22 protein-coding genes are annotated in these 25,167 nt (G+C 50.7%); 13 read left to right on the forward strand and 9 right to left on the reverse strand.

Annotation, left to right across the window (positions count from 1 at the left end):
* The first annotated feature begins 2 nt into the window (after nucleotides 1-2).
* Nucleotides 3-791: a 4,5-DOPA dioxygenase extradiol gene (gene ygiD, locus AB1E22_RS12685; protein ID WP_367595614.1), complete on the forward strand. Its 789-nt coding sequence runs from the start codon at nucleotides 3-5 to the stop codon at nucleotides 789-791.
* Between the two features lie 215 nt (nucleotides 792-1,006).
* Here ygiD and AB1E22_RS12690 read toward each other — a convergent pair whose 3' ends face one another.
* The 3 genes from AB1E22_RS12690 to tolC all read right to left on the reverse strand — a co-directional run bounded on the left by AB1E22_RS12690 (nucleotide 1,007) and on the right by tolC (nucleotide 4,504).
* Nucleotides 1,007-2,167 (reverse strand): glutathionylspermidine synthase family protein, encoded by a 1,161-nt coding sequence (locus AB1E22_RS12690; RefSeq protein ID WP_367595615.1) that lies wholly within the window; start codon nucleotides 2,165-2,167, stop codon nucleotides 1,007-1,009.
* A 6-nt stretch (nucleotides 2,168-2,173) separates the two neighbouring features.
* Nucleotides 2,174-2,848, reverse strand: a complete 675-nt coding sequence (locus tag AB1E22_RS12695) for a DUF1190 family protein (RefSeq protein WP_367595616.1) — start codon at nucleotides 2,846-2,848, stop codon at nucleotides 2,174-2,176.
* A 168-nt stretch (nucleotides 2,849-3,016) separates the two neighbouring features.
* Nucleotides 3,017-4,504: an outer membrane channel protein TolC gene (tolC, locus tag AB1E22_RS12700; protein ID WP_367595618.1), complete on the reverse strand. Its 1,488-nt coding sequence runs from the start codon at nucleotides 4,502-4,504 to the stop codon at nucleotides 3,017-3,019.
* A 212-nt stretch (nucleotides 4,505-4,716) separates the two neighbouring features.
* On the opposite strand from tolC, the gene nudF reads away from it, so the two are divergent.
* From nudF to AB1E22_RS12745, 9 genes are all read left to right on the forward strand, one after another.
* On the forward strand, nucleotides 4,717-5,349 hold the full coding sequence (gene nudF, locus AB1E22_RS12705; protein WP_367595619.1) for an ADP-ribose diphosphatase: 633 nt from the start codon (nucleotides 4,717-4,719) through the stop codon (nucleotides 5,347-5,349).
* Between the two features lie 2 nt (nucleotides 5,350-5,351).
* On the forward strand, nucleotides 5,352-5,774 hold the full coding sequence (locus AB1E22_RS12710; protein ID WP_367595620.1) for a DUF1249 family protein: 423 nt from the start codon (nucleotides 5,352-5,354) through the stop codon (nucleotides 5,772-5,774).
* Nucleotides 5,775-5,799: 25 nt separating this feature from the next.
* Entirely contained in the window at nucleotides 5,800-6,627 is an 828-nt protein-coding gene (gene cpdA / locus AB1E22_RS12715; protein WP_367595621.1) for a 3',5'-cyclic-AMP phosphodiesterase, read from the forward strand.
* Entirely contained in the window at nucleotides 6,627-7,202 is a 576-nt protein-coding gene (gene yqiA, locus AB1E22_RS12720) for an esterase YqiA (protein WP_367595622.1), read from the forward strand. The genes cpdA and yqiA overlap by 1 nt, the downstream gene beginning before the upstream one ends.
* Before the next feature lie 44 nt (nucleotides 7,203-7,246).
* Nucleotides 7,247-9,142, forward strand: a complete 1,896-nt coding sequence (parE, locus tag AB1E22_RS12725) for a DNA topoisomerase IV subunit B (RefSeq protein WP_367595623.1) — start codon at nucleotides 7,247-7,249, stop codon at nucleotides 9,140-9,142.
* 166 nt (nucleotides 9,143-9,308) lie between these two features.
* Nucleotides 9,309-9,989 carry an N-acetylmannosamine-6-phosphate 2-epimerase gene (locus AB1E22_RS12730; RefSeq protein ID WP_367595624.1) on the forward strand — a complete coding sequence of 227 codons (681 nt, stop codon included), beginning with the start codon at nucleotides 9,309-9,311 and terminating at the stop codon, nucleotides 9,987-9,989.
* Nucleotides 9,990-10,001: 12 nt separating this feature from the next.
* Nucleotides 10,002-10,883, forward strand: coding sequence for an N-acetylmannosamine kinase (gene nanK / locus AB1E22_RS12735; protein WP_367595625.1), 882 nt, complete (start codon nucleotides 10,002-10,004; stop codon nucleotides 10,881-10,883).
* Nucleotides 10,880-11,344, forward strand: coding sequence for an N-acetylneuraminate anomerase (gene nanQ / locus AB1E22_RS12740; RefSeq protein WP_367595626.1), 465 nt, complete (start codon nucleotides 10,880-10,882; stop codon nucleotides 11,342-11,344). Before nanK ends, nanQ begins: the two co-directional genes overlap by 4 nt.
* Before the next feature lie 85 nt (nucleotides 11,345-11,429).
* Nucleotides 11,430-12,311 (forward strand): MurR/RpiR family transcriptional regulator, encoded by an 882-nt coding sequence (locus tag AB1E22_RS12745; RefSeq protein WP_367595627.1) that lies wholly within the window; start codon nucleotides 11,430-11,432, stop codon nucleotides 12,309-12,311.
* Between the two features lie 79 nt (nucleotides 12,312-12,390).
* On the opposite strand, the gene AB1E22_RS12750 is transcribed toward AB1E22_RS12745, so the two are convergent.
* The 6 genes from AB1E22_RS12750 to qseB all read right to left on the reverse strand — a co-directional run bounded on the left by AB1E22_RS12750 (nucleotide 12,391) and on the right by qseB (nucleotide 21,123).
* Complete coding sequence (locus AB1E22_RS12750; protein ID WP_367595628.1) at nucleotides 12,391-16,659, reverse strand: autotransporter outer membrane beta-barrel domain-containing protein; 4,269 nt, start codon at nucleotides 16,657-16,659, stop codon at nucleotides 12,391-12,393.
* 345 nt (nucleotides 16,660-17,004) lie between these two features.
* Nucleotides 17,005-17,925, reverse strand: coding sequence for a LysR family transcriptional regulator (locus AB1E22_RS12755; protein WP_367595629.1), 921 nt, complete (start codon nucleotides 17,923-17,925; stop codon nucleotides 17,005-17,007).
* Nucleotides 17,926-18,062: 137 nt separating this feature from the next.
* Nucleotides 18,063-18,380 carry a putative quinol monooxygenase gene (locus AB1E22_RS12760; RefSeq protein WP_367595630.1) on the reverse strand — a complete coding sequence of 106 codons (318 nt, stop codon included), beginning with the start codon at nucleotides 18,378-18,380 and terminating at the stop codon, nucleotides 18,063-18,065.
* A 30-nt stretch (nucleotides 18,381-18,410) separates the two neighbouring features.
* On the reverse strand, nucleotides 18,411-18,992 hold the full coding sequence (locus AB1E22_RS12765) for an NAD(P)H-dependent oxidoreductase (RefSeq protein ID WP_367595631.1): 582 nt from the start codon (nucleotides 18,990-18,992) through the stop codon (nucleotides 18,411-18,413).
* Between the two features lie 119 nt (nucleotides 18,993-19,111).
* The gene (gene qseC, locus AB1E22_RS12770; RefSeq protein ID WP_367595632.1) at nucleotides 19,112-20,467 is read right to left on the reverse strand and encodes a quorum sensing histidine kinase QseC; all 1,356 of its coding nucleotides are present in this window, start codon (nucleotides 20,465-20,467) and stop codon (nucleotides 19,112-19,114) included.
* On the reverse strand, nucleotides 20,464-21,123 hold the full coding sequence (qseB, locus tag AB1E22_RS12775; RefSeq protein WP_367595633.1) for a quorum sensing response regulator transcription factor QseB: 660 nt from the start codon (nucleotides 21,121-21,123) through the stop codon (nucleotides 20,464-20,466). The genes qseC and qseB overlap by 4 nt, the downstream gene beginning before the upstream one ends.
* Nucleotides 21,124-21,319: 196 nt before the next feature.
* On the opposite strand from qseB, the gene AB1E22_RS12780 reads away from it, so the two are divergent.
* From AB1E22_RS12780 to AB1E22_RS12790, 3 genes are all read left to right on the forward strand, one after another.
* On the forward strand, nucleotides 21,320-21,730 hold the full coding sequence (locus AB1E22_RS12780; RefSeq protein ID WP_367595634.1) for a YgiW/YdeI family stress tolerance OB fold protein: 411 nt from the start codon (nucleotides 21,320-21,322) through the stop codon (nucleotides 21,728-21,730).
* Nucleotides 21,731-22,011: 281 nt separating this feature from the next.
* Complete coding sequence (gene parC / locus AB1E22_RS12785; RefSeq protein WP_367595635.1) at nucleotides 22,012-24,282, forward strand: DNA topoisomerase IV subunit A; 2,271 nt, start codon at nucleotides 22,012-22,014, stop codon at nucleotides 24,280-24,282.
* Between the two features lie 80 nt (nucleotides 24,283-24,362).
* The gene (locus tag AB1E22_RS12790; RefSeq protein ID WP_367595636.1) at nucleotides 24,363-25,118 is read left to right on the forward strand and encodes a 1-acylglycerol-3-phosphate O-acyltransferase; all 756 of its coding nucleotides are present in this window, start codon (nucleotides 24,363-24,365) and stop codon (nucleotides 25,116-25,118) included.
* Nucleotides 25,119-25,167 lie beyond the last annotated feature (49 nt).

Raw genomic sequence — 25,167 nt, forward strand, 5'->3', positions numbered from 1 at the left:
CCATGACTACCCAACGAATGCCTGCGCTGTTCCTGGGACACGGCAGCCCAATGAACGTGCTGGAAGATAATCACTATACCCAAGCCTGGCGTCATTTGGGAGAGACCTTACCGCGTCCTAAAGCTATTGTGGTGGTATCTGCGCACTGGTTCACGAAAGGCACCGGCGTTACGGCGATGGAAACGCCAAAAACCATTCACGATTTCGGTGGTTTCCCGCAGGCGCTCTACGATACGCATTATCCCGCTCCGGGCTCGCCGGAACTGGCTCAGCAGTTAGTGGATTTGCTGGCTCCTGTTCCGGTAATGCAGGATAAAGAAGCCTGGGGGTTTGACCACGGCTCCTGGGGTGTGCTGATCAAGATGTACCCGAATGCTGATATTCCAATGGTGCAGCTCAGCATCGACAGTACCAAACCGGCGGCCTGGCATTTTGAGATTGGTCGCAAACTGGCAACGCTGCGCGAACAGGGAATTATGCTGATTGCCAGCGGTAACGTTGTTCATAACCTCAGAACCGTACGCTGGCACGGTGAAAACACGCCTTATCCATGGGCTGAGTCGTTTAACCAATATGTGAAAGATAACCTTACCTGGCAGGGGCCAGTTGCCGAGCATCCGTTAGTGAATTATTTACAACACGAAGGCGGATCGTTATCTAACCCAACGCCGGATCACTATTTACCGTTGCTCTATGTTCTGGGGGCGTGGGACGGCAAAGAGCCGATAACGCTGCCAGTCGATGGCATTGAGATGGGGTCGCTGAGTATGCTTTCGGTGCAGATTGGGTGATATTTTCCCCGTATCCATAAGCTGCCTCTTAGTCACATCTTTGAACACAAGTGCTGGTGACTCTGGCTGTATCTGGAACGAATGATCCCCACCCAGCCTCCCCCTTGCCAGGTGGAGGAGCAAAAGACATGAGGCGTTAGCTGCTCCCTCCCCTGGAAAGGTGTACAGTCCGGGGAGGGTTGGGGTGGGGTCAGAACCTAAGAGGAGGGAAATAATTACTCTACAAAAACATGCGGATAAAAACGTGAAAGATCCTGGGTGATCAAGTCCCGATCTTCACGAATACCAATTCCCGCAGGTTGATCGTTGATAAGCCAGCTCCCGATCAGCACATAGCTGTCACCAAATTTTGGTAATTGATAGAACTGTTGGACGATCATCCCTTCTTCACCGTAAGGCCCATCGACACGGGCGATTTCCTGGCCGTTTTCGATGATCTTCACGTTTGCACCTTCGCGGGAGAAGATTGGCTTCATCACGTACTTATCCATCTCTGGATAGCTATCTTCGGCGAAATAAGCGGGCAGCAAGTTTGGGTGATCCGGGAACATTTCCCATAGCATCGGCAGCAATGCTTTGTTGGAGATAATGCTCTTCCAGGCAGGTTCCAGCCAGCGCACGCCAGCGTCTTCCAGCTTGGTAGAGAACATCTCACGCAGCATGAATTCCCACGGATAGAGCTTAAAAAGATTGCTGATCACTTGATCCTGCAAATCGGTAAACTGGCCTTTTTCGCCCAGGCCGATCTCTTCCATGTACACAAACTCGCTGGCTACGTCTGCTTCTGCGGCACAATCTTGCAGATACTGAACCGTACCGCGATCTTCTACCGTGTCCTGGCAGCAAGCGAAATGCAGCAAGTTGAAACCGTGTTGCTGTTTCAATTCGGCAAAACGTTCGATGAGCTTTTCTTGCAGGCTGTTGAATTGATCGCTTTCGGCAGGCAGATTACCGGCCTGAATCTGATCTTCAAGCCAGATCCACTGGAAAAATGCTGCTTCGTATAAAGAAGTGGGAGTGTCGGCATTGTTTTCCAGAAGCTTAGGTTCACCTACGCCATCCCACGCCAGATCGAGGCGGGAATAGAGCGAGGGCTGCTGAGTACGCCAGGCCTGGCGCACAAACTCCCAGGTGTGTTTAGGAATGCGAAATTTAGCCAACAGCTCATCGCTGCTTACCACTTTTTCGACAACCTTCAGGCACATCTGATGCAGTTCAGCCGTCACTTCTTCGAGGCGTTCAACCTGTGGGAGCGTCAGTTTGTAATAAGCATCTTCACACCAGTATGGTTCGCCATACATAGTGTGAAAATTGAAACCGTATTCTGTGGCTTTCTCGCACCAGTCCGGGCGCTCTGTAATCGCAATTCTTTCCATAATTTCTTAGCCACCCATAGAGCGAGAAGAACCTGTTGCGCTGTTGCTGCGCTGCATTGTTGATTGTTTAGCGACGGAATCACCAAAGCCACCGCGCGTAACGGTACTCGTCGTTGCAGGTTTAGGTGCCATGGCGGTTTTTGGAACGGTGGTGGTACGGCCCGGAGTGGCTGCGCCGTAACTTTTGCCGCTGGCGTCGGCATATTTACCGTAAGCCGGGCTTGCCGGGTTTTTTGAGGTAAACAGCGGTTGCTGAGCAAAGCCCGCACCGCCGCCCATCAGACGACCCATCATGTAGCCAGCCATCAGTGGCATCCAGAAGCTGCCGCTTTGCTGAGGCTGCGCCTGAGCTTGTTCACCCGCCATGCTCGCTTGAGCAGGTGCTTGCTGACATTGGCCTTCGCCAAATTCAGCGATACATTCTTCGCGCGAGGCATATTTAGGCGCAGTACGTTCCGCTTCCTTCAACGCATTGTTGTAGGAAGTCGTACATTCGGCACTTTTGCCTGGGTTGGCCTGCGCGCAGTCATCCGCGTTCTGATACATGGAGACCGTTTCGTCATTCTGTTCGCAACCGGCAAGCATAAACACGGCTGTAACCGCCAATGCGACCGGTGTCAAATGGCGAGCGTTCCAGCTTTTGCGGAACGATGCGTGATTTATGATTTTTGTCCGTTTCATTTACCTGTCCTGAGCCCAAAGGAAGCAATTTACTATTACGCTTAGGATAGGGGATGAATGGTTGAAATTAAAGCGATGACGGGCGTTGAGGGGTGGATCTTTACGTTGCCTTACGTTAAAAGGCGCAAGTTGTGACGGGGGCATGTTGCCACGCCCCCGCAAACAGGATCAGTTACCGAATGGGTTAGCTGATTTAGTGCTTGTTGCTGAAGCTGGAGTCGCTCTTGCAGGCGTCGCCGTTGCCGTTGTTGCAGCGGTATCGTCTGAATAACCATCTGCACGCGCATTCTGGTCAGGCGTTTCTGGTGCAACGCTTTCAGCCGTTGTCGGGACTGGTTTACCAAGAGTCGCATTAAGCGCAGTCAAATCTTGTTCGTTAAGCGTACCCAACGCTGATTTAATTCTCAGTTGGTTGATCAGGTAGTTATAACGTGCACTGGAGAGCTGTTGTTTTGCGTTGTACAGCGTAGTGGTCGCATCCAACACATCAACGATGGTACGTGTACCCACGGAATAGCCCGCTTCCATTGCATCCAAAGAGCTTTGTGCAGAGACAACCGCTTGTTTGTAAGCATCAATAGTACTGATTGATGCATTGACGTTGTTAAACGAAGAGCGAACAGTTTGCACGACGCTACGGTGCGCGCTTTCCAGTTGCTCACTCGCGCCAACAAAGTTGTATTGCGCTTGTTTTACCTGAGAAGTGACAGAACCGCCGCTGTACAATGGCAGGGAGAAGTTCAGGCCGATTTTGTTCTGGCCCATATTGCTGTCATCGTACTGTGCGCTATTGGTTTTAGAACCGCTATAAGTGGTATCGGAAACGCCCGTCGACGCCGTTAAGCCAACGGTAGGCATGTGCCCGGTTTCTGCGTAACGAATTTGCTCACGCGCTAAGTCTTGAGACAGACGTGCTTGCAGCAACGCCAGGTTGCGCTTTTCAGCTTCTTTCAGCAGATTATTAACGCCGTCAGGTTTGTTAGTTTTAAAACCATCCACGTTCAGTGACGCAAGCGTTGGGTAGTAATTACCGGTCACCTGGCGCAGCGTTTCTACCGCGTTATCCAGATCGTTGCGTGCCGTCACTTCGTTCGCGAGTACGTTATCGTACTGTGAACGGGCGTTTTGCACGTCGGTAATGGCAACTAGGCCTACGTTAAAGCGCTGAGTGGTTTGATCCAACTGGCGATAAATAGCCTGTTTCTGTGCTTCGGTGTAGGAGAGTGCATCGATGGCACTCAGCACATTAAAATAGGCTGTGGCTGTATTCAGGATGAGCGTCTGTTGGTCAGTTTGATAGGTGACGTCCTGGATACCGGCAGATTTTTCCTGCAACGTCAGTGCACGCCATTTCGACATATCAAAAATGGTTTGTGTTAATGACAAAGAGGCACTGGTTGAATTGGAGTTGACGCCATTCGCATCACGGTAGCCACTGCTGTAACCGTAATCTGCGCCAAGGCCTAGCTGTGGCAGCAACGGGCTGCGTGCTTCGTTAATTTTTTCGAATGCGGCATCACGGTCAGCAGCGGATTTACGCAAGTCCGGGTTGCTTAAACGTGCCTGCTGATAAACCTGCATCAGGTTTTCTGCCTGGCTCATGGCACTGAAACCCGTTAGGCTCAGACCGATAAGAATGGGGAGCAGTTTCTTCATTTGCATTCCTTGTTGTGAAGCAGAAATTATTTGTTAGCGCTGACAAGAGCCGAAAATGATCGTCGATTCTAGCAGAGTCTGCCAGCAGGGGAGCTTGGCGTAATGTGCCATCTACCCTTAATTTTCATCAATCTACCACATAGCAAATGAAACGACAGTCAAACGGGTTTGAAATTACGCATTTCATGGCCATAACACATCAGGAAACCACAATGACTAAACAAAACGATCCGCTCGTCACATTAGCCAAAAACGATGTTGAAATTATTGCACGGGAAACGCTTTATCGCGGTTTTTTTTCGCTGGATCTTTATCGTTTTCGCCATCGCCTGTTTAATGGCGAAATGAGCGGTGAAGTGCGGCGTGAAATTTTAGAACGCGGGCACGCCGCAGTGCTGCTACCCTATGACCCTGTGCGAGACGAAGTTGTGCTCATCGAGCAGATTCGGATCGCTGCGTACGACACCAGTGAAAGCCCGTGGTTGCTTGAGTTGGTGGCCGGAATGATTGAAGAAGGCGAAAGCGTGGAAGAGGTTGCACGCCGCGAAGCCGTCGAAGAAGCAGGGCTAGTAGTTGGTCGTACAAAACCGGTTATCAATTACCTCGCAAGCCCAGGTGGAACCAGCGAACGTCTGCATATTTTGGTGGGTGAAGTGGATGCGACAACCGCGACGGGCATACATGGTCTGGCAGATGAAAACGAAGATATTCGTGTTCATGTCGTGAGCCGGGAAAAGGCTTATCAGTTAGTAGAAGAAGGGAAAATCGACAACGCAGCTTCAGTCATCGCGCTACTTTGGCTGCAATTGCATCACGAGAAATTAAGAGCAGAGTGGAACCCTTAAACATGAAGCGCTATACCCCTGACTTCCCTGAAATGATGCGCCTGTGCGAAACCAACTTCGCACAACTACGACGCCTGCTGCCTCGTAATGACGAGGTGGGTGAAAAAGTGACATACCAGGTGAATAGCGCCCAATATCGACTCACGATTCTTGAATCAACCCGTTACACTACGCTTGTACAAATTGAGCAAACCGTTCCCGCTGTGAGCTACTGGAGCCTGCCGTCAATGTCGGTCAGGCTTTATCATGACGCCATGGTCGCGGAAGTGTGTTCAAGTCAGCAGATCTTTCGTTTCAAAGCACGTTATGATTATCCTAATAAAAAGTTGCATCAACGCGACGAAAAGCATCAAATTAATCAGTTTCTGGCCGATTGGCTGCGTTATTGTTTAGCGCATGGAGCGATGGCGGTTCCGGTTTGTTAGTGAGGGTGAAACCTAAGGACACCATTTGGAAAGCCTGTTAAATCTTCCTGTGGCCGGTGGGGGCCAGATCAGGATCTTGCAAATTACAGATACCCACCTGTTCTCTGGAAAGAACGAAACGCTGCTTGGCATCAATACGTGGATGAGCTATCAGGCTGTCATTGATGCCATCCTCGCTGAGCAGCGTCAGTACGACCTAATCGTTGCAACTGGGGACTTAGCCCAGGATCACAGCGCGCAGGCCTATCAGCACTTTGTTGAAGGCATCGCGGAGATTCCTGCGCCCTGCGTATGGCTGCCGGGCAATCACGATTTCCAACCCGCGATGTTTAGCTCATTGCTGGAAGCGGGCATCTCCCCGGCAAAGCAGGTTTTTCTCGGCGACCACTGGCAGATTTTGCTGCTGGATAGCCAGGTGTTTGGTGTCCCGCACGGTGAACTAAGCGATTACCAGCTTGAATGGCTGGAACGCAAACTTGCCGATGCGCCTGAACGCCATACTCTTTTGCTGCTGCATCATCATCCCGTTCCCGCCGGTTGTAGCTGGCTGGATCAACATAGCCTGCGAAACGCCGCAGAGCTCGATAACGTCCTGCAAAATTTCCCGAAAGTGAAAACATTGGTCTGCGGGCATATTCACCAGGAGTTAGATCTCGACTGGAATGGCCGCCGTATGCTGGCGACGCCATCTACCTGTGTGCAATTCAAACCCCATTGCGCCAACTTTACTCTCGACACCATTGAGCCAGGCTGGCGTTGGCTGGAACTCCATCCAAATGGCGAAGTCACCACAGAGGTTTGCCGCCTGAAAGGTGCGGTGTTTAACCCTGATACCGCGTCAGAAGGCTATTGATGTCAACGCTACTTTATTTACACGGCTTCAATAGTTCGCCACGTTCCGCCAAGGCTACCGGCCTGCAAGCGTGGCTTGCGCAGAACCATCCGCACATCACTATGATTGTGCCGGAACTGCCGCCGTATCCCGCAGAGGCTGCCGAGTTGCTGGAGTCGCTGGTGCTGGAACACGGCGGTGAACCCTTAGGCGTTGTGGGCTCGTCCTTAGGCGGCTATTACGCCACCTGGCTGTCGCAATGTTTTATGCTGCCAGCGGTAGTGGTAAACCCAGCGGTACGGCCTTTCGAACTGCTGGTGGATTATCTGGGCGCCAATGAGAACCCCTACACCGGGCAGCAATATGTGCTAGAGTCTCGCCATATTTACGATCTTAAAGTCATGCAAGTTGACCCGTTAGAATCACCAGATCTCATCTGGCTATTGCAACAAACGGGTGACGAAGTGCTTGATTACCGCCAGGCAGTGGCGTACTACACCCCCTGTCGCCAGACGGTAGAATCCGGTGGCAATCACGCCTTTGTAGGCTTCGAAGATTATTTCACACAGATCGTCGACTTCCTTGGCCTGCATTAAGGCCGGTTGTCGAATTCCTGTTTCGCTATCTGAACGAATAAACCATGACGCAATCCAGTTATAACGCCGATGCCATTGAGGTACTCACCGGGCTTGAGCCTGTTCGCCGCCGCCCGGGAATGTACACCGACACCACCCGTCCAAACCATTTGGGCCAGGAAGTCATTGATAACAGCGTGGATGAAGCGCTGGCAGGCCATGCGAAGCGTGTTGATGTTATTCTCCATGCCGATCAGTCGTTAGAAGTCATTGATGACGGCCGCGGCATGCCGGTTGATATCCACCCGGAAGAGGGCGTTCCGGCTGTCGAACTCATTCTTTGTCGCCTGCATGCGGGCGGTAAATTCTCCAACAAAAATTACCAGTTCTCCGGCGGCTTGCATGGCGTGGGGATTTCCGTCGTCAACGCCTTATCAAAACGCGTTGAAGTCACGGTGCGCCGTGATGCGCAGGTTTATAGCATCGCGTTTGAAAACGGCGACAAAGTGCAGGAACTGGCGGTTGTCGGAACCTGCGGGAAACGTAACACTGGCACCAGCGTGCACTTCTGGCCAGACGCCTCCTTCTTTGACAGCCCGCGTTTTTCCGTTTCGCGTTTAAGCCATCTGCTGAAAGCCAAAGCCGTACTTTGCCCGGGCGTGGAAATCACTTTCACCGACAAAGTGAACAATACCGAGCAGCGCTGGTGTTATCAGGATGGTCTGAAAGACTATCTGTGCGAAGCGGTAAACGGCCTGCCTACGCTTCCGGAAACGCCGTTTGTCGGCAACTTTGCCGGTGACGTTGAGCAAGTTGACTGGGCGCTGCTATGGCTTCCAGAAGGCGGCGAACTGCTGACTGAAAGCTACGTTAACTTGATCCCAACGATGCAGGGCGGGACGCACGTTAACGGTCTGCGTCAGGGTCTGCTCGATGCGATGCGCGAATTTTGCGAATACCGCAATATTCTGCCGCGCGGCGTGAAACTCTCCGCTGAAGATATCTGGGAACGTTGCGCCTACGTGCTCTCTGTGAAAATGCAGGACCCGCAGTTTGCCGGCCAAACCAAAGAGCGTCTGTCATCACGTCAGTGCGCGGCATTTGTTTCCGGCGTGGTAAAAGATGCCTTTAGCCTGTGGCTGAATCAGAACATCCAGATTGCAGAGCAACTGGCGGAACTGGCGATTTCCAGCGCCCAGCGTCGTATGCGTGCTGCTAAAAAAGTGGTGCGTAAGAAACTGACCAGCGGCCCGGCGTTGCCTGGCAAACTCGCTGACTGTTCCGCCCAGGATTTGAGCCGTACCGAGTTGTTCCTGGTAGAAGGGGACTCAGCAGGCGGTTCTGCTAAACAGGCGCGCGACCGTGAATATCAGGCGATCATGCCGCTAAAAGGTAAGATCCTGAATACCTGGGAAGTCTCTTCCGACGAAGTCCTGGCATCACAAGAAGTGCACGATATCTCTGTGGCGATCGGCATCGATCCTGACAGCGAAGATCTCAGCCAACTGCGTTACGGCAAGATCTGTATCCTCGCGGATGCGGACTCCGATGGTTTACACATCGCCACGCTGCTGTGTGCTCTGTTCGTGCGCCACTTCCGTACGCTTGTGAGAAATGGACACGTGTATGTTGCGATGCCGCCGTTGTACCGTATCGACCTTGGGAAAGAGGTCTACTACGCGCTCGACGAAGAAGAGAAAGCGGGCGTGCTTGAGCAGCTTAAACGTAAGAAAGGCAAACCAAACGTTCAGCGCTTTAAAGGGCTGGGTGAAATGAACCCGCTGCAATTACGTGAAACCACGCTTGATCCCAATACCCGCCGCCTGGTGCAACTCACCATTGACGAAGAAGACAACGACAAAACCATGGCCATCATGGATATGTTGCTCGCTAAAAAGCGTTCTGAAGATCGTCGCAATTGGCTGCAAGATAAAGGCGATATGGCGGATCTCGAAGTCTAATATCACCTTCCAGAAAAGGTGTTCAACGGCAGGATCATGTTGATCATCTTTTCTGGCCTCATTGACCCCTCTCACACTTTTCCCCTTTGCCGCTTGAAATAGTAATACTCCATACTCTATTCTTTTTTGGAGTTAAACTTCAATTGAGCGAGCAAGGCGGAGCAAAATGTCACTTTTAGCAAAGTTAGACCAAAGCGTGCGTGATTTCGGCGGGCTGATTGTCTCCTGCCAGCCTGTTCCTGGTAGTCCGATGGACCGGCCAGAAATTGTGGCGGCAATGGCTCAGGCCGCTGTTTCTGCCGGAGCCGTAGCTGTTCGCATAGAAGGTATTGCCAACCTGGAAGCGGTTCGTCCGCTTATTTCGGAACCGATTATTGGCATCATGAAGCGTGACCTCGAAGACTCTCCCGTGCGTATCACACCGTTTTTGCATGATGTCGATGCGCTGGCGAAAGCGGGGGCCGACATCATTGCTTTTGATGCCACATTCCGCCCGCGTCCAGTCGCCATTGATGAACTGATTGCTCGCATTCGCTATCACGGTTTGCTCGCAATGGCCGATAGCGCCACGGTAGAAGAGGGGCTTAACAGCCATCGCCAGGGCGTTGAGTTTATCGGCACGACCTTGTCTGGCTACACCACGGCGGTAACGCCCGACGAACCGGATCTCATGATGGTATCTGAGCTAAGTGGAGCAGGCTGCCGTGTCATTGCCGAGGGGCGTTACCACTCTCCAGAGCTGGCCGCACAGGCGATGGCCCACGGTGCCTGGGCCGTGACGGTGGGTTCGGCTATCACGCGTATTGAACATATTTGCCAGTGGTTCAGCCATGCCGTTCAACGCTAAGCGGAGAAAACCATGACCACGCTTGCTATTGATATCGGCGGTACCAAACTGGCCGCCGCGCTTATCAGCGCAGAACATGAAATTTCGCAACGCAGGGAAATCCCTACTCCAGCTAATGCAGATCCGGAAGGGTTGAAGCAGGCTCTGGGACATCTGCTGGAACCTTATCAAGGGAAAGCGCGGCGAGTGGCGATTGCGTCTACCGGCATTATTGATAACGGTATCCTGACTGCGCTTAACCCCGATAATCTTGGCGGGCTGAATCATTTTCCATTGCAGGCCACCGTTGAAAAACTGACGGGATTACCCTGCATCGTGCTCAATGATGCGCAGGCTGCTGCATGGGCGGAATACTGCCATCTCTCTTCCCGATTTAAACACGTCACATTTATCACGGTTTCTACAGGCGTCGGGGGCGGCATTGTGGTGAATGGCGAGTTGTTAACCGGACCGCATGCTTTCGCAGGCCACATCGGGCACATCCAGGCCGATCCTAATGGCCCAATCTGTGGTTGTGGGCGCGTGGGCTGCGTTGAAGCGATTGCCTCAGGCCGCGCCATTGCCGCCGCTGCGCGCCACGATCTTCAGGGCAAAAATGCCCGCGAAATTTTTTCGCTGGCATATTCAGGTAACCTGCAGGCTCAACAATTAGTCACGCGTTCAGCGCAGGCGATTTGTCAGTTGATTGCTAATCTCAAAGCGTTGCTGGATACCGAATGCATCGTATTAGGCGGTAGCGTCGGGCTGGCTCAGGGTTATCGCCAACAGGTGCAACAGCAGCTCGCACAGCTCCCCGCAGCATTTCAGGTACCGATTTATTCCGCTCATTATCAACATGATGCCGGGTTAATTGGGGCCACTCTCTGGTCTGAATATCACAAGGTGAAATCATGATTTTAGGAAGAATTTCAGAACTTAGCGCCCAGAGCGGCATGGCTCCTCAACTACTTTCCATCATCAAGCAGGCGTTGGCGCTACACCCGGAAACATTAAGCGCGGGGCGGCATGAAATTGAAGGCGACAATATCTTTATGAATGTCATGTCCTTTGAAACCGCAGAACCTCAGAGCAAGCGCTACGAGCAGCATCGTGAATATCTGGATGTTCAACTGTTGCTCAGCGGATTTGAGCGCATTGATTTTGGCCCGCAAGGCGCGGCTATCGAACCCGATATTTATCATGAAGACGATGATTATCAGCTTTGCGAGATGATTTCACCCTGCCAGACATTGCACATGCAGCCTGGCATGTTTGCAATATTTCTTCCGGGCGAACCCCACAAGCCGGGCTGTATTAGCGACGTTGCCCAAACAATCAGCAAAGTAGTGATAAAAGTGCACTACTGCTGCCTGTAAGATTCTGTCCATCCTCTTGAAGTATGGCGGGCAGAGATTTGATACGCTTTAAACTCACGAACATGCATTAACGATCAGGAAATCTATGGAGCCTCAAGCCCTACGCCTTAAACCCGGAAAAATTCTCGACACGCTGGGTGCCATGCAAAATAGCCTGACGCGTGTTTCCCAGCGTATCGCGCACTATGTTTTGAGCTCTCCGCAGAAGGTGACACAGTTATCTATCTCTGAGCTGTCGCGGGAAACGCAGGCGGGCGAAGCGACCCTTATCCGGTTCTGCCGCGCTTTGGGCTATAAAGGCTTCCAGGATTTTAAAATGGATTTGGCTATCGAATTAGCCACGACGGAAACAGATAACAGCAGCCCGCTATTGGAGGGTGAAATAAGTGAGTCAGACGATGCGCACACCATCGGTTTGAAGCTGCAAAGCACCATTAATAACGTGTTGTCTGAAACCCTGAACTTACTCGATATGAATCAAGTCAATCAGGTGGTTAACGCTTTGCGTACCAGCAGTGCCGTCTATATTTTTGGCGTGGGCTCCTCCGGGATTACTGCGGAAGATATGAAGCATAAGCTGATGCGTATTGGTTTGCGTGTCGATGCGGTAACCAATAATCACTTTATGTATATGCAGGCTACGTTGTTAAAAGCGGGGGATGTAGCCATCGCGATTAGCCACACCGGCACATCTCCAGAAACGGTTCACGCACTTGAGCTTGCTAAAGAGGCGGGGGCAACGACGGTGGCGCTTACCCATCATTTGGGCTCACCGCTGTGTGACGTTGCGGACTTTAGTCTGATCAACGGCAACCGCCAGGGCATGCTGCAAGGTGACTCGATAGGCACGAAAACGGCTCAGCTCTTCGTGCTGGATTTGCTCTATACCTTGTTGGTTCAGGCCGCTCCAGAAAAGGCTCGCGAAAGCAAACTGCGCACCATGGATGCGCTTAACCTGGCAAAATAATAGTTCCGGCTTAACCCAGGCGTCATAGAGGAAGGCTCCACCACGGCAGAGCCTTCCTCCTGTGGCTACAAACTCATCGTCAGAACTTGATTTTTAACCCAACAATTCCGCCGTAATTTACGCTATTACCTTCAAACGATTTCTCGACGTTTAATGAGCCGGTCAAAGAAACGGATTTGTTGATTTGATGATCAATGCCTGCGTTTAACTGCCCCCAGGTTCCTGCGCTGTTCGTGACGAAGGGAATGTCCCCGTCCTGTGAAGAAAACGCAGTTTTAGTCTCACCTCTGAATTCATGCATAATCCCAGGCCGAATCCAGGCCGTCGTTCGGGTGCGTTCTTCCTTTTTCTTTTGCGAGTCATCATGATTCCAGGTCTGGTGGAAGCGCAGGCTGACGCGCCCGGTGAGTGAATCAGCGCCGCTAAATTTCACATCTGAAGCGCTATCGTGAGTTTTATCGAGTTTCGCCGTCGAGTAAATCACCTGTACCTGAGGTTCGATAAAGCGCTGCACGTCAGCATCGGGCTGCCAGGGATAACCAGCCTCCAGAGAAGCACTGATCCCATAACCTTTGGTTTTCATTGGGCTGAGATCGGTAGGGTTGGATTCCACATATAGCCGATTGTATTGAGCGACAACATCCAGGTAACTCCCAGCGGGTGTAAAGTGAGTCCAGTAGCCGCCGATGCCCCATGATTTCAGCGTATTGCGGCCTGCATTTTCGCCGTCGGTATGGGTAACTTTGCTCTTCATTTTGCCGATGTTGCCTAATACCCCCGCAAAATTTGAGCTCCCGTCATCTTTGCTTTTTCGATACAAATCGATACCTAACTGAATAGCATTCAGCGAAAAGCGCGACTGCGGCCCGTCGAAATCAGATTTCCCATTTTTAAATATCACGCGCCCCCAACTCATAGAGGGAGATTCGGTGGCTTCGGTGATTTTTTCCGGGTTGAAAAACTGCTCCCCGGTACGCTCGTGTAAGCTATCAACAAGCATCCGGCCATAGAGCAACGCTAGCTGTGGGATATCCTGATACAGCGATGTTTCAGCCCGATAATCAGGTTCGGCGACAGTTTGCTGAGGAGGCAACGGTACGACCGGGTTTTTATTTCCGTCTTCATTTTCGTGAGCAATTGGCGGATCCGTTTCCTTTGGTTCATCAGGAGCAGGAGTCACAGGCTCAGGGGACGGATCGATCTCCTCTATCGGTTTTTGAATTTCTTTGTGTGAACGTAAGTACCAGGCTTCTAGATTACTGTCATCTACGCTTGAGCGATAAAGTGAGTATTCATAGGGACCCGCTTTAACTTTACTCAGTAAACTAAACGCTTGCGCAGCGGTTGTTGCGCCGCTAATGGCATCGACAACCTTAATGCCATTTCCGTGCGTAAGCGCGCCACTGCCGCCTGTATTGTTGATTTTCAGGCTGGTAGAGCCCTCGGCGTGCCCACCATTAATAACCAACCGGTCTGTAGATGAATCATCGTCATATAAGTGAGTGTTGAGCGCAATGGTTCCGTTATCGCCGTGATAGTCATTTACCGTCAGAGTTTTGTACTGATGATTGTCGGGAGCGCTAAAATTGATAAGGCTCTGATTATTCACTAAGTCACTGAGCACAGAATTTCCGGTCAGGTACCACAGAGTGGTGTTGTTTAAGGCCACCTCCGACCTGGCGTTCTCTTCCGTTAGTGCCGCGCCGGTGACAAGACTTCCTGACATCACAACACTGGCATGACCTTGTAAGCCTCCGGCGCCGTTTTGCACCTCTAGCCACTGATTTTCACCGCTAACCCGGCTGTTGTGCATTTCAATGTCCGCATAACCTGTTGTTTCAATGCCATGGCCGTGCTCGCTGGTGAGAAGGGTATTATTGATATCAACTGTGGCTGGGAATACAGGTGAGCCTTGAACAGCAAGGGCTGCTGCTTGCTCCCCAAGTGCCGTGACAACAGTATGATCCGCCTGCACATGTGCTCCATTACTGGCGAGAATACCGTGTGATAACTTCCCGGCTGTTTGTATTACCGAATTTTTAGCGCTCAGTTCTGCCCCGGCTTCGGCCCACAATCCGCGTGAGTTATCGCCTTTTGTCGTCAGGGTGACGTTATTAAGCGTCATCTCTGCGGTTTCAGGTTTATATTTACGCCCTACAAAAGCGCCGGTCGCATTATTGCCCAGCGTCTCGACGGTGGTATTGCTTGCGGTTAGAGTGACATTTCCAGGTTTTGCAGTGCCTATCCCTGCATACAAACCGATTGAATTATCCCCCTGTGTTTTAACCGAGACATTTTTCAGGGTGATATTTCCCCCGTCATCCGCGGTGGCACCGTAGGCCTGAGTGCCTTTTGTAAGAAGGCTGGTTCCTTCGACCGTGAGCTGCGATCCTGCATTACGTGAAGCCAGCGCGTGTGGGAAGGTAAGGTTCGATTGCACAGGAGAGCCATTACCCGATGTGACCACGCTTCCGCCAGTTACCGAAACCGTCGCTCCTGCGTCAGCAACAATCCCCATCGCGTTATCATTACCGGAGGTATTGACGTGTGTATTGACGATCGTGGTCGTTCCATTGGCGGTAGAGATTCCTGCCGAGTAATTACCGCCAGTGTTAATCTGAGAAGCATTAACATTTAGACTCGCGCCGTTTGTGGCACTGATTCCATAGCTGGAGTTTTGCGTTGTAGAGACCTCACTCTCGCTAAGATTGAGCGAAGATCCTGCCCCTTGTAGCAAAATCCCTGGCCCCCAAGGGCCAACAATATTATCCGCTGACGTCGTCGTAATTTTGCTTGCACTAATATCTGCCGTTGCGCCGCCTGTAATATTGACGCCAGAACTTCTTGCCCCTTTGGTTTCAACAGATGTGCGGCTAAGAGTGACATAAGACCCTTTTTCTTCGACGGAAATCCCGTGGCTCTGCATCCCGGATGTTGCCAATTGGGAGTTTGAAATTGAGAGTGAACCACCCGACATGGCTCGCCCCGCCGCACTGCTGTTTGCGGCATTTCCCCCTCCGCTAACCACGATACGGCTGTTATCGAGTGAGAGAGAACTCTGATTTCCTTCGGCTCGACTTCCCCCCTGGTTTGCTCCAGATACGTTAACATCCAGACCTGAACCACTCATCGTCCCGCCATCCAGCGCATGCAGTGCCGCGGTTGTCGAGGTAGTGGTCGCTGCTCCCGTACTTTCAATAACGGTATCCTGCAAATTAATCTGCGCGTTTTGCTCAGCGCGGGCGGCGCTGGCACTCCCGGCTGAAGTCGTCAGATGCAAGTTGCGGCCATTGATAACAGAATTCACATCGCTTGCCAGCAGGGTATGGCTTAGGCTCAATGTTTTCTCATTATCCACGGGAGCCGATGCGGAAAGTGCAGCGCCTGAAGTACTGATAGAGGTGCCATCTTGCAAGGATACGCTTGCGCCATTACGCGCCCATACTCCGGTTGCTCCTTTACCGGATATCAAAATCGAGCCGCCTGCTATTTTTCCTTGTGTCAGAGGGCCATCGAGCAATACGCCGTGTCCGTTACCGCCAGTTGTTTCAACTGCGGTATCTTTTAAATCTACTTTGCCTCCGCTCTCCGCTTTGATGCCATATGCGGAAGCCCCCATCGTTTTAATTGTGGCGTTATCAGAATTAACAACGCTGTTTTCTCCGCTAACATAAACTCCATGGCTTCCTCCGGCGGTGCTTCTGGCTCCGCTTGTTTCGACGATGCTTTTATTGGAAAGAGCAACTTTTCCTCCTTGCAAGGCAGAAATACCAGCCGCTCCCCAGGAAGAGGTTTGTACGTGGGAATTATCCAGTATTGCCTGAGAGTTATTACCTGAGACTATGAGCCCGAAGTTATTGTTGCCCTTAGCTCCGCCACCTACAGTGACGCTGGAATTATTCAGATTCAGCTTCCCACCGGACTCAATATTTATCCCCGTCAGATTACCGGCAGTAATAAGGGCATTGGCCGTCGTTTTAGGAACGAGGGAGACTTCAGCATCCGAGAGAGTGACACTCCCGCCGGAAAAAACGTGTGCTCCGGTCTGGCCGGCGGCACCTGCTGCAGTAGTCGCATTGTTTTTTATACTGCCGCGGGTAAGGTTTACCGTCTGACCGCTGCCAATATTGATACCTGTGGTATTTGTTGCATTCAGCTTTATATTTTCATCTTCTACTATAACGGAAGTGGTAATTCCTGAAGAACCTGCCGTATTTACCAGCGTCTCCGCATTAACATCAATGCTACCAAAACTTATTACTCCTGCGACTAACCCAACTGAAGTTTTCAGTAGAATATTATGGCGTCTGTACTGAATGTGTGGGGATAATATCTTAATAACTTTCATCTGAATGCCTCCATGACACCCGATCGCGAATAGGTCTATTCATCGCACGGTGTATAAAGAGCGTCACCCACGAAAAATTCGACACGAATTCATAACAATGACAATTTATTTCCCAGGGAAAATAAATAATAGAAATCAGCTAATACCTTGATTAAAAGCGGGTAGGTATAGGAATCAGAAAATATCTTGGAGCAAGAATGTTAATTAGTATTTATAGTTATCTAGAAGTGATGGTCAATTTTTGTGCTTGCAGTGAATTATACGCGGTGTATAAATAGAGCCTATCAATTGATGTTAAATGCGGATTTAGTTTTATTTATGCGCAGGGGTTCTTTCGGGAAAGGGTTAATCGTCGAGAATGGTATGCAGCAGTTGCATAAAATTTTCCTTATGCTCCATCTCTTTTCGATAAGTGATATACACGCTCATTTTTGGCACCGAAAACTGCGTTTGAATGACCCGTAGTTTAAAGATATGTCTATACCTGTCAAAAGCTTGCTGGGTAATGAAACCAATGCATTCTGTTTCTGATAACACTGTAAGAAGCATAATTAATGAGTTAGTTTCAAATGTGATTCGAGTGGTTTTCAGGGTGGCCAGTAGAGCCTGTTTACGCTGGTAAATCATATTGTCAGCCGTTAAATGGCTGACTAAATCCAGATTTTTTAACTCCTCAATGCTGATGGAGTTTTTCTGAAATGGGTGGTCGATTCGCGAGACGAGTACGGGTGTTAATTCGCGAATCAACACGCAGGTCAGTGTTGAACTCATCACGGGGGAGGCAGAGAACACAATATCCGCTTTGCGTAAATTTAGCAGTTCAACGCTATCGAGGATGCCGATATTAGTTTCGATATATTTGATTTTATAATTTAATTTTCGCGCTTTAATTTCTAATAACGCGATGGCAAGATTATGCACTGCGGCAGAAAAGGGAGAATAGATAACTATCGTCTCGCGCTTATTACTCTGCTGGCTTCGGTCAACTGAATCACTCATGATTTCAAGTGTTTTTCTTAACTGCGCGTAAAGGTCATCGGCAAAGACGGTTGGAGAGATAGTATTACCGTGGCGGGTGAATAATGGGTCTTGAAAATGCAGGCGCAATTTACGCAATGAATGGCTTATTGATGGCGGGGTAACTTCTAATATTTCAGCTGTTTCTGTTAAGCTACGAGTGGAATAGATCAAACAAAATGTCGTTAAAAGGTTAAGATTAAAAGTGGCAAGTTTTAGAATTTTATCGGAAACAGTATTCGTTTTCATACTCTGGCCGCTGTCGCAAAATTTGATTAAAAACTAGCTTAGCAGCGATTACGGGAGCCGAATGGGCAGTAGCCTAAAAATAAAAAAGGGAGCCAGTGCAAATAAACACCGCTCCCTTTTAAAATTTCGCGATTCAATTACTTAATCGCGTCTTCCAGAATATGGATATGCACATCCAGTACGTCGTCTTTTACTGCGGCGCTATGAGCTTTCATATGCTGTGTTTGCAGATGGGCTTCAAGGTGAGCAACGGTTTCCCATTTTTCCACCATAAACACGGAATCAGGCGCTGTCGTCTGGAACGCGACCTGAGCATTATGATCGACCAGCGGCGCATACCCGAAGCAGCCTTCTTCTTCGAGAACAGTTGGAATAATTTTCGCGAAGGCATCTACCACAGCCTGGCGATGGTGAGCTCCCGGACGAGTACGAATTTCAGCGATGACTGTTAGCATGTTTAACTCCTTATTTAAGCACGACAACAGTTAAGCAAAAATATGGCCCAGATGCTCGCGGTATTCTGCAATAAAGCGCGGGACATCAGGGACTTTCATCACGTCATTGGCGATAAAGGTCGGCAGACCTTCCATACCCAGGAACTGGTTTGCTTTGTGGAATGGCAGATACACACCATCTACACCTACGCCGTGGAAGAACTGTTCTTTATCTTCAAAGGCTTGCAGCGGAGCATTCCAGGTCAAGGAAAGCATATAGGTTTTGCCCTGAATCAGGCCGCCGGACCCGTACTTTTTCTCAGCGTCTGAACGGGTACGGCCATCGCTGGCATACAGTGAACCGTGACCTTCTGTGAAGACATCATCAATGTACTTTTTCATGGTCCATGGCGCGCCCATCCACCAACCCGGCATCTGGTAAATCACCGTATCGGCCCACAGGTATTTTGCGACTTCTTCTTTTACGTCGTACTCGCTGTCGGTGCGAGTGACCTGAACATCATGCCCGAGGTCGCGCAAAAAGCTTTCCGCGACGTCGGTCAGGGTGTCGTTAAGTTGGCCGTTGGAATGGGCGAATTTTTTCGCTCCATTGATGATTAAAATGTTGCTCATAGTGAGTCCTTGAATAATTGCGTTTGGCGCGAAGTCTAACGTGAGCTCTCTCACGGTTAAATAGCTAAACCAGCCAAAGACTTTTGCTAAAAACGCAATAATCGAGCGGAAATGTTAAATTACCAACGTATCCGTACCTGGAAACCGCCGCTGCTTATATTCAGAAATGAAGCCTGCATTCCGTGTAACGCCGCGATGCGCCGAACGATGGATAATCCCAGCCCGCTGCCGGTTTTTTCCTGGCCTGGCGGGCGGAAGAAGCGCTCGCCGAGCGAGGCTAAAAACTCCGGGCTGACTCCGGGGCCATTATCGGTAATCGTTATCTCATGGCTTTGCAAAACCACATCCACCACGCTGCCGCGTGGGCTGTAGCGTATGGCATTATCCAGCACGTTTCTGACCATTAAACTCAGCAGCAGCGGCTGGCCCTGGCGCTTAACCCCCGCGTCCTGAATATCCAGGCGTATATCAATGCCTTCGCGCAGCGCCTCGTGGTATGCGTCCATTACCGCATTTTGCAGCAATGGCTGAAAAGCGACGCTCTGCACATCGTCCAGACCTTCTAAAGAATCCAGGCGCGATAACGTCAATAGCTGATCCACCAGACGGGTTGCGCGCTCGATTCCTGCATTGAGATTATTAAGCGCATGATCTCGTACCGGCTCGTCGTTTTGCGCCAGTTGCGCGACTTCTGCCTGAACTTTTAATGCGGCAAGGGGGCTGCGAAGTTCGTGGGCTGCGTCAGATGTAAAGCGCCGCTCGCGCTGCATAAATTCTCCGGTACGAGTAAACAACTGATTAAGCGCCATAACGAGCGGGCGCACTTCTTGCGGCAGCGTTTGTGTCGGCAGTTCACTTGCGTCGTCAGGTTTGCGGCTACGCAGTTGCCAGGCCAGTTTGTGGAGCGGGGCGAGCGCACGGCTTACAAGCCACACCAGCATCAGCAGTATGACCGGCAGGGCAATCAGCCACGGCGTGAGCTGCGATAAAACAATATTCAGCGCCAGATCTTCCCGATATTCCCACTCCTGGCCCACCACGATTCGGTACTTTCCATCAGGGGTTGTGACCCAGACCAGGCGCCACATGTCGTCATCACCGGGCAGTTTGCCATCAATAAACCCATCGCGCGCATAGCGATAAGTGAGGTTCCGGCCATTGTCGCCATCGTTAAGTAGTAGTTGCCCCTGCGCGGTATAAATTGCAAACGCCAGGGTGTCGTCATCTTGTTTGCCGCGATGATGTGAAATCATGCTTTTAGTGCGCGGGAGTTCTGTGTCAGCACGTACGCCATTAAGCTCTAAAGCGCTGAGTCGTTTGGCAAACAGTACTTGCTGGGTATCGAACAGTTTGTTTAGCGTTTTACTGGTTTGGTGCCAGGCGGCGATGCTCGCGCCAATCCATGCGACTAGCGTAATCAGAATAAATCCCGCAATTAACCTTGCGCGTAAACTTTGGGTCAGGGTTTTTATCATTCTCCACCCAACGTATAACCAATACCGTGTACGGTACGAATAAATCCGCTGCCAAGTTTACGGCGTAAATGGTGGATATGAACTTCCAGAGCGTTTCTGGAAACGTCGTTATCCCAGCTATACAATTTTTCTTCGATAAGCGCGCGCGGCAATACGCGCCCCGCGTTGCGTATAAGTAATTCCAGCAAGGCAAATTCTTTTGGTTTAAGGGCTAATGGCTCGCCATTCAGAGTCACGGTTAATTTAATGGGATCAAGCTCAACACCTGCATGGCTAAGCGTCGATTGAACCTGCCCATGGTTACGGCGAATTAAAACCTGCAGCCGGGTGGCAACTTCTATTAACGCAAAGGGTTTACACAAATAGTCATCGGCACCGAGCTGCAATCCTTCCACCCGTTGTTCCAGCGCGTCACGAGCGGTTAGAATTAATACCGGTTCGGTTTGCTCATTACGACGCCAAGTTTTTAAGATATCCAGCCCGTCGATCCCCGGCAGGCTTAAATCCAGCACAACTGCGTCGTACGGTGCCAGGCTTAACGCCGATTGACCCTGAAGACCATCGGTAAACCAGTCGACGATAAAGCCCATTTTTGTGAGTCCCGCTTTTAACCCATCGCCAATGAGCTTATCGTCCTCAATAAGTAAGATGCGCATGGTTGTTCCTTGTTAACCATTTTCAGTCAGTAAATAACGTACAACGGGGCGTTGTACAGAGTAAAAATGTGATGATTCGTCGATGGCCGCAATTTATTAAAAAAATCGTTTTTACTCAGAAAAATTAAGATCGCGTTAAGATCTACAGCGTTAAATAGCACTCAGAAAACATTCATTCATATAAGGAAAATAAACAATGAAAAAAATAGCCGCTATTCTGACTATTCTTGCCATCACCGCTGCTCCTGCTATCGCTGCACAGCAGGGTGGATTCTCTGATCCAAACGCGCCAGCCACCCAAACCACAACGCAAAACCAGACCGCGGGCGGCTTTGTTGGCCCGAGCGGCAGCAACACCACCGCGGCGCAGGCGAAATCACTGTCTGACGATACCTGGGTTACATTGCGCGGTAAGATTGAATCCCGCATCGGCGGCGATCACTACATCTTCCGTGATGCGTCCGGCACCATTAACGTTGATGTTGACCATAAACGCTGGAACGGCCAAACCATCACCCCGAAAGATACGGTAGAAATCCAGGGTGAAGTCGATAAAGACTGGAACTCCGTCGAAATCGATGTGAAGCAAATCACCAAAGTAAACTAATTCCCCTATGAGCCGCGTTTTGCGGCTCATTTCTTCGCTCGCCACTTCCCCTAAAGATAATCACTCCTCTGTGACTACGACTGCCAGATAGGGTACTATCGGCAGCAATTACGCCGTTTATACCCGCCATACTTCAAGCTGTGGGGTGTTGGCTGCACTTACTTAACCCAGTCTCTTACCTAAGTAAGCTTCTGGGGATAAGCTCCCTTGCCGCCTACCCACAACTGAATTATCCAGGTATATGGCCACATTCGGTTCGTCAGTTTGAGGATGAAGAATTAATGAGTGATTTAACTCATGACGGTGCAGAACGCCTTGCGCTGCACGAATTCACGGAAAATGCGTATCTCAACTATTCCATGTACGTCATTATGGACCGCGCGCTGCCGTTCATTGGTGATGGGTTAAAGCCCGTACAGCGTCGTATTGTCTATGCGATGTCGGAGTTGGGATTAAGCGCCAGCGCTAAATTCAAAAAATCTGCCCGTACGGTGGGTGATGTGCTGGGTAAATACCATCCGCATGGCGACAGCGCGTGCTATGAAGCAATGGTATTAATGGCGCAGCCGTTCTCTTATCGCTACCCGTTGGTTGACGGGCAGGGGAACTGGGGGGCACCGGACGATCCGAAATCCTTCGCCGCGATGCGTTATACCGAATCGCGTCTGTCGAAATATGCTGAAGTTCTGCTGGGTGAATTAGGGCAGGGGACGGTTGATTATGTGCCGAACTTTGACGGTACTCTGCAAGAGCCGAAAACGTTGCCTGCACGCCTGCCGAATATTTTGCTCAACGGCACCACCGGTATCGCCGTGGGTATGGCAACGGATATTCCTCCGCATAACCTGCGCGAAGTGGCGAAAGCGGCAATCACTTTAATCGATCAGCCGAAAACCACGCTTGATGAACTGTTAGATATCGTTCAAGGCCCGGATTACCCGACTGAAGCTGAAATCATCACCCCACGTGATGAAATTCGTAAGATTTACCAGAACGGCCGTGGCTCCGTGCGTATGCGTGCCGTGTGGAAAAAAGAAGATGGCGATGTGGTGATTACCGCACTGCCTCACCAGGTTTCCGGCGCGCGCGTGCTTGAGCAAATCGCCAACCAAATGCGCGCCAAAAAGCTGCCAATGGTGGAAGACTTGCGCGATGAGTCGAACCACGAAAACCCAACGCGTCTGGTGATTGTTCCACGTTCCAACCGCATCGACGTAGAGCAGGTAATGAACCATCTGTTTGCCACCACCGATCTTGAGAAAAGCTACCGTATTAACCTCAATATGATCGGCCTGGATAACCGTCCGTCGGTGAAAAACCTGCTGGAAATCCTGACTGAATGGCTGGTTTACCGCCGTGAAACGGTGCGCCGTCGCCTTAGCTATCGCCTCGAAAAAGTGCTCAAACGCCTGCATATTCTTGAAGGTTTGCTGGTGGCGTTCCTCAACATTGACGAAGTGATTCACATCATTCGTACTGAGGATGAGCCGAAGCCGGTGCTGATGTCGCGTTTTGAATTAAGCGAAACTCAGGCAGAATCCATCCTTGAGCTGAAATTGCGTCACCTCGCAAAACTCGAAGAGATGAAAATTCGTGGCGAACAGGGCGAGCTGGAAAAAGAACGTGACCAACTGCAGGGGATTCTCGCGTCTGAACGCAAGATGAATACCTTGCTGAAGAAAGAATTGCAGGCCGATTCTGATGCGTTTGGTGACGACCGCCGTTCACCGTTGCGCGAGCGTGGCGAAGCAAAAGCCATGAGCGAGCACGATATGACGCCGTCTGAGCCGGTAACTATTGTTCTGTCGCAAATGGGCTGGGTGCGTAGCGCTAAAGGCCATGATATCGACGCGCAGGGCCTTAACTACAAAGCGGGCGATAGCTTCCTGGCTTCTGCGAAAGGAAAGAGCAATCAGCCCGTGGCGTTTATTGACTCCACCGGGCGCAGCTATGCGCTTGACCCTATTACCCTCCCGTCGGCACGTGGGCAGGGTGAACCGTTAACCGGTAAACTGACACCGCCGCCGGGTGCCGTTGTCGAACACGTGTTAATGGCGCCGGATGACCAAAAACTGCTGATGGCTTCTGACGCGGGCTACGGTTTCGTCTGTACCTTCAATGATTTAGTGGCGCGCAATCGTGCGGGTAAAACGCTGATTTCCTTGCCGGAAAACGCGAAAGTGATGCCGCCGATGGAGATCTCAAGCGTCGAGGACATGCTGCTGGCGATTACCGCCGCAGGCCGAATGCTGATGTTCCCGGTCGGAGATTTGCCGCAGCTTTCGAAAGGCAAAGGGAATAAAATTATCTCTATCCCTTCCGCGGAAGCGGCGAAAGGTGAAGATAAACTGGCTCATCTCTTTGTGTTACCACCACAAAGTACTGTTACTCTGCACGTTGGCAAGCGCAAAATAAAACTCCGCCCGGAAGAACTGCAAAAAATCACGGGTGAGCGTGGTCGTCGCGGGACGTTGATGCGTGGTTTGCAGCGCATTGATCGTGTTGAAGTGGATTCCCCGCTTCGCGCCAGTGCCGGTGACAGCGAAGAGTAAGTGAAATCTGGCGGTTTTGAGGCCGCCATTTAAGCTAAAGCAAGTGAGACTTGTCAGCTATTTGGGCTTTTGAGGGTGTTATGCTATCCATCGTACGTTTTATCATCGTTATCATTTATTGCCTGCTGGTGTGCATTTTTGGCTGTATTTATTGCCTGTTCAGCCCACGTAATCCACGCCACGTAGCGACATTTGGCCATCTTTTTGGCCGTATGGCTCCGGTCTTTGGTTTGAAAGTCGAAACGCGTTTACCGGCGGGGGCTGAGAATCACCCCACGGCTATTTATATCTGCAACCACCAAAATAATTTCGATATGGTAACGGCGGCGAATATTGTGCAGCCGCCTACGGTTACCGTTGGGAAAAAAAGCCTGCTGTGGATTCCGTTCTTTGGTCAAATCTATTGGTTAACCGGGAATATGCTTATCGACCGCGATAACCGCGCCAAAGCCCTTAGCACCATTTCCCAGGTGGTCGCGCAAATCAAGAAGCGTAATGTTTCAGTCTGGATGTTCCCGGAAGGGACTCGAAGCCGTGGCCGTGGCCTGCTGCCGTTCAAAACCGGCGCATTCCATGCCGCAATTGCTGCGGGTGTTCCCATTATTCCGGTGTGTGTTTCTAACACCAGCAATAAAATTAAACTGAACCGCTGGAATAACGGTTTGGTGATCGTCGAAATGCTGCCGCCGATCGATATCAGCCATTACGGCAAAGATCAGGTGCGTAAGTTGGCTACTGATTGCCGTGAAATCATGATGTTAAAGATCGCCGAATTAGATAAAGAAGTGGCGGAGCGTGAAGCCTCCGGTCGAGTAGAAAATAAGCAGGCGAACTGATCGCTTTTATTTTGGCGGTACGTTTTGTACCGCCCCACGTTAGTCAGTA

Origin of the sequence: Buttiauxella gaviniae (assembly GCF_040786275.1) — a bacterium.
In the GTDB taxonomy this organism is placed as follows: Bacteria; Pseudomonadota; Gammaproteobacteria; order Enterobacterales; family Enterobacteriaceae; genus Buttiauxella; species Buttiauxella gaviniae_A.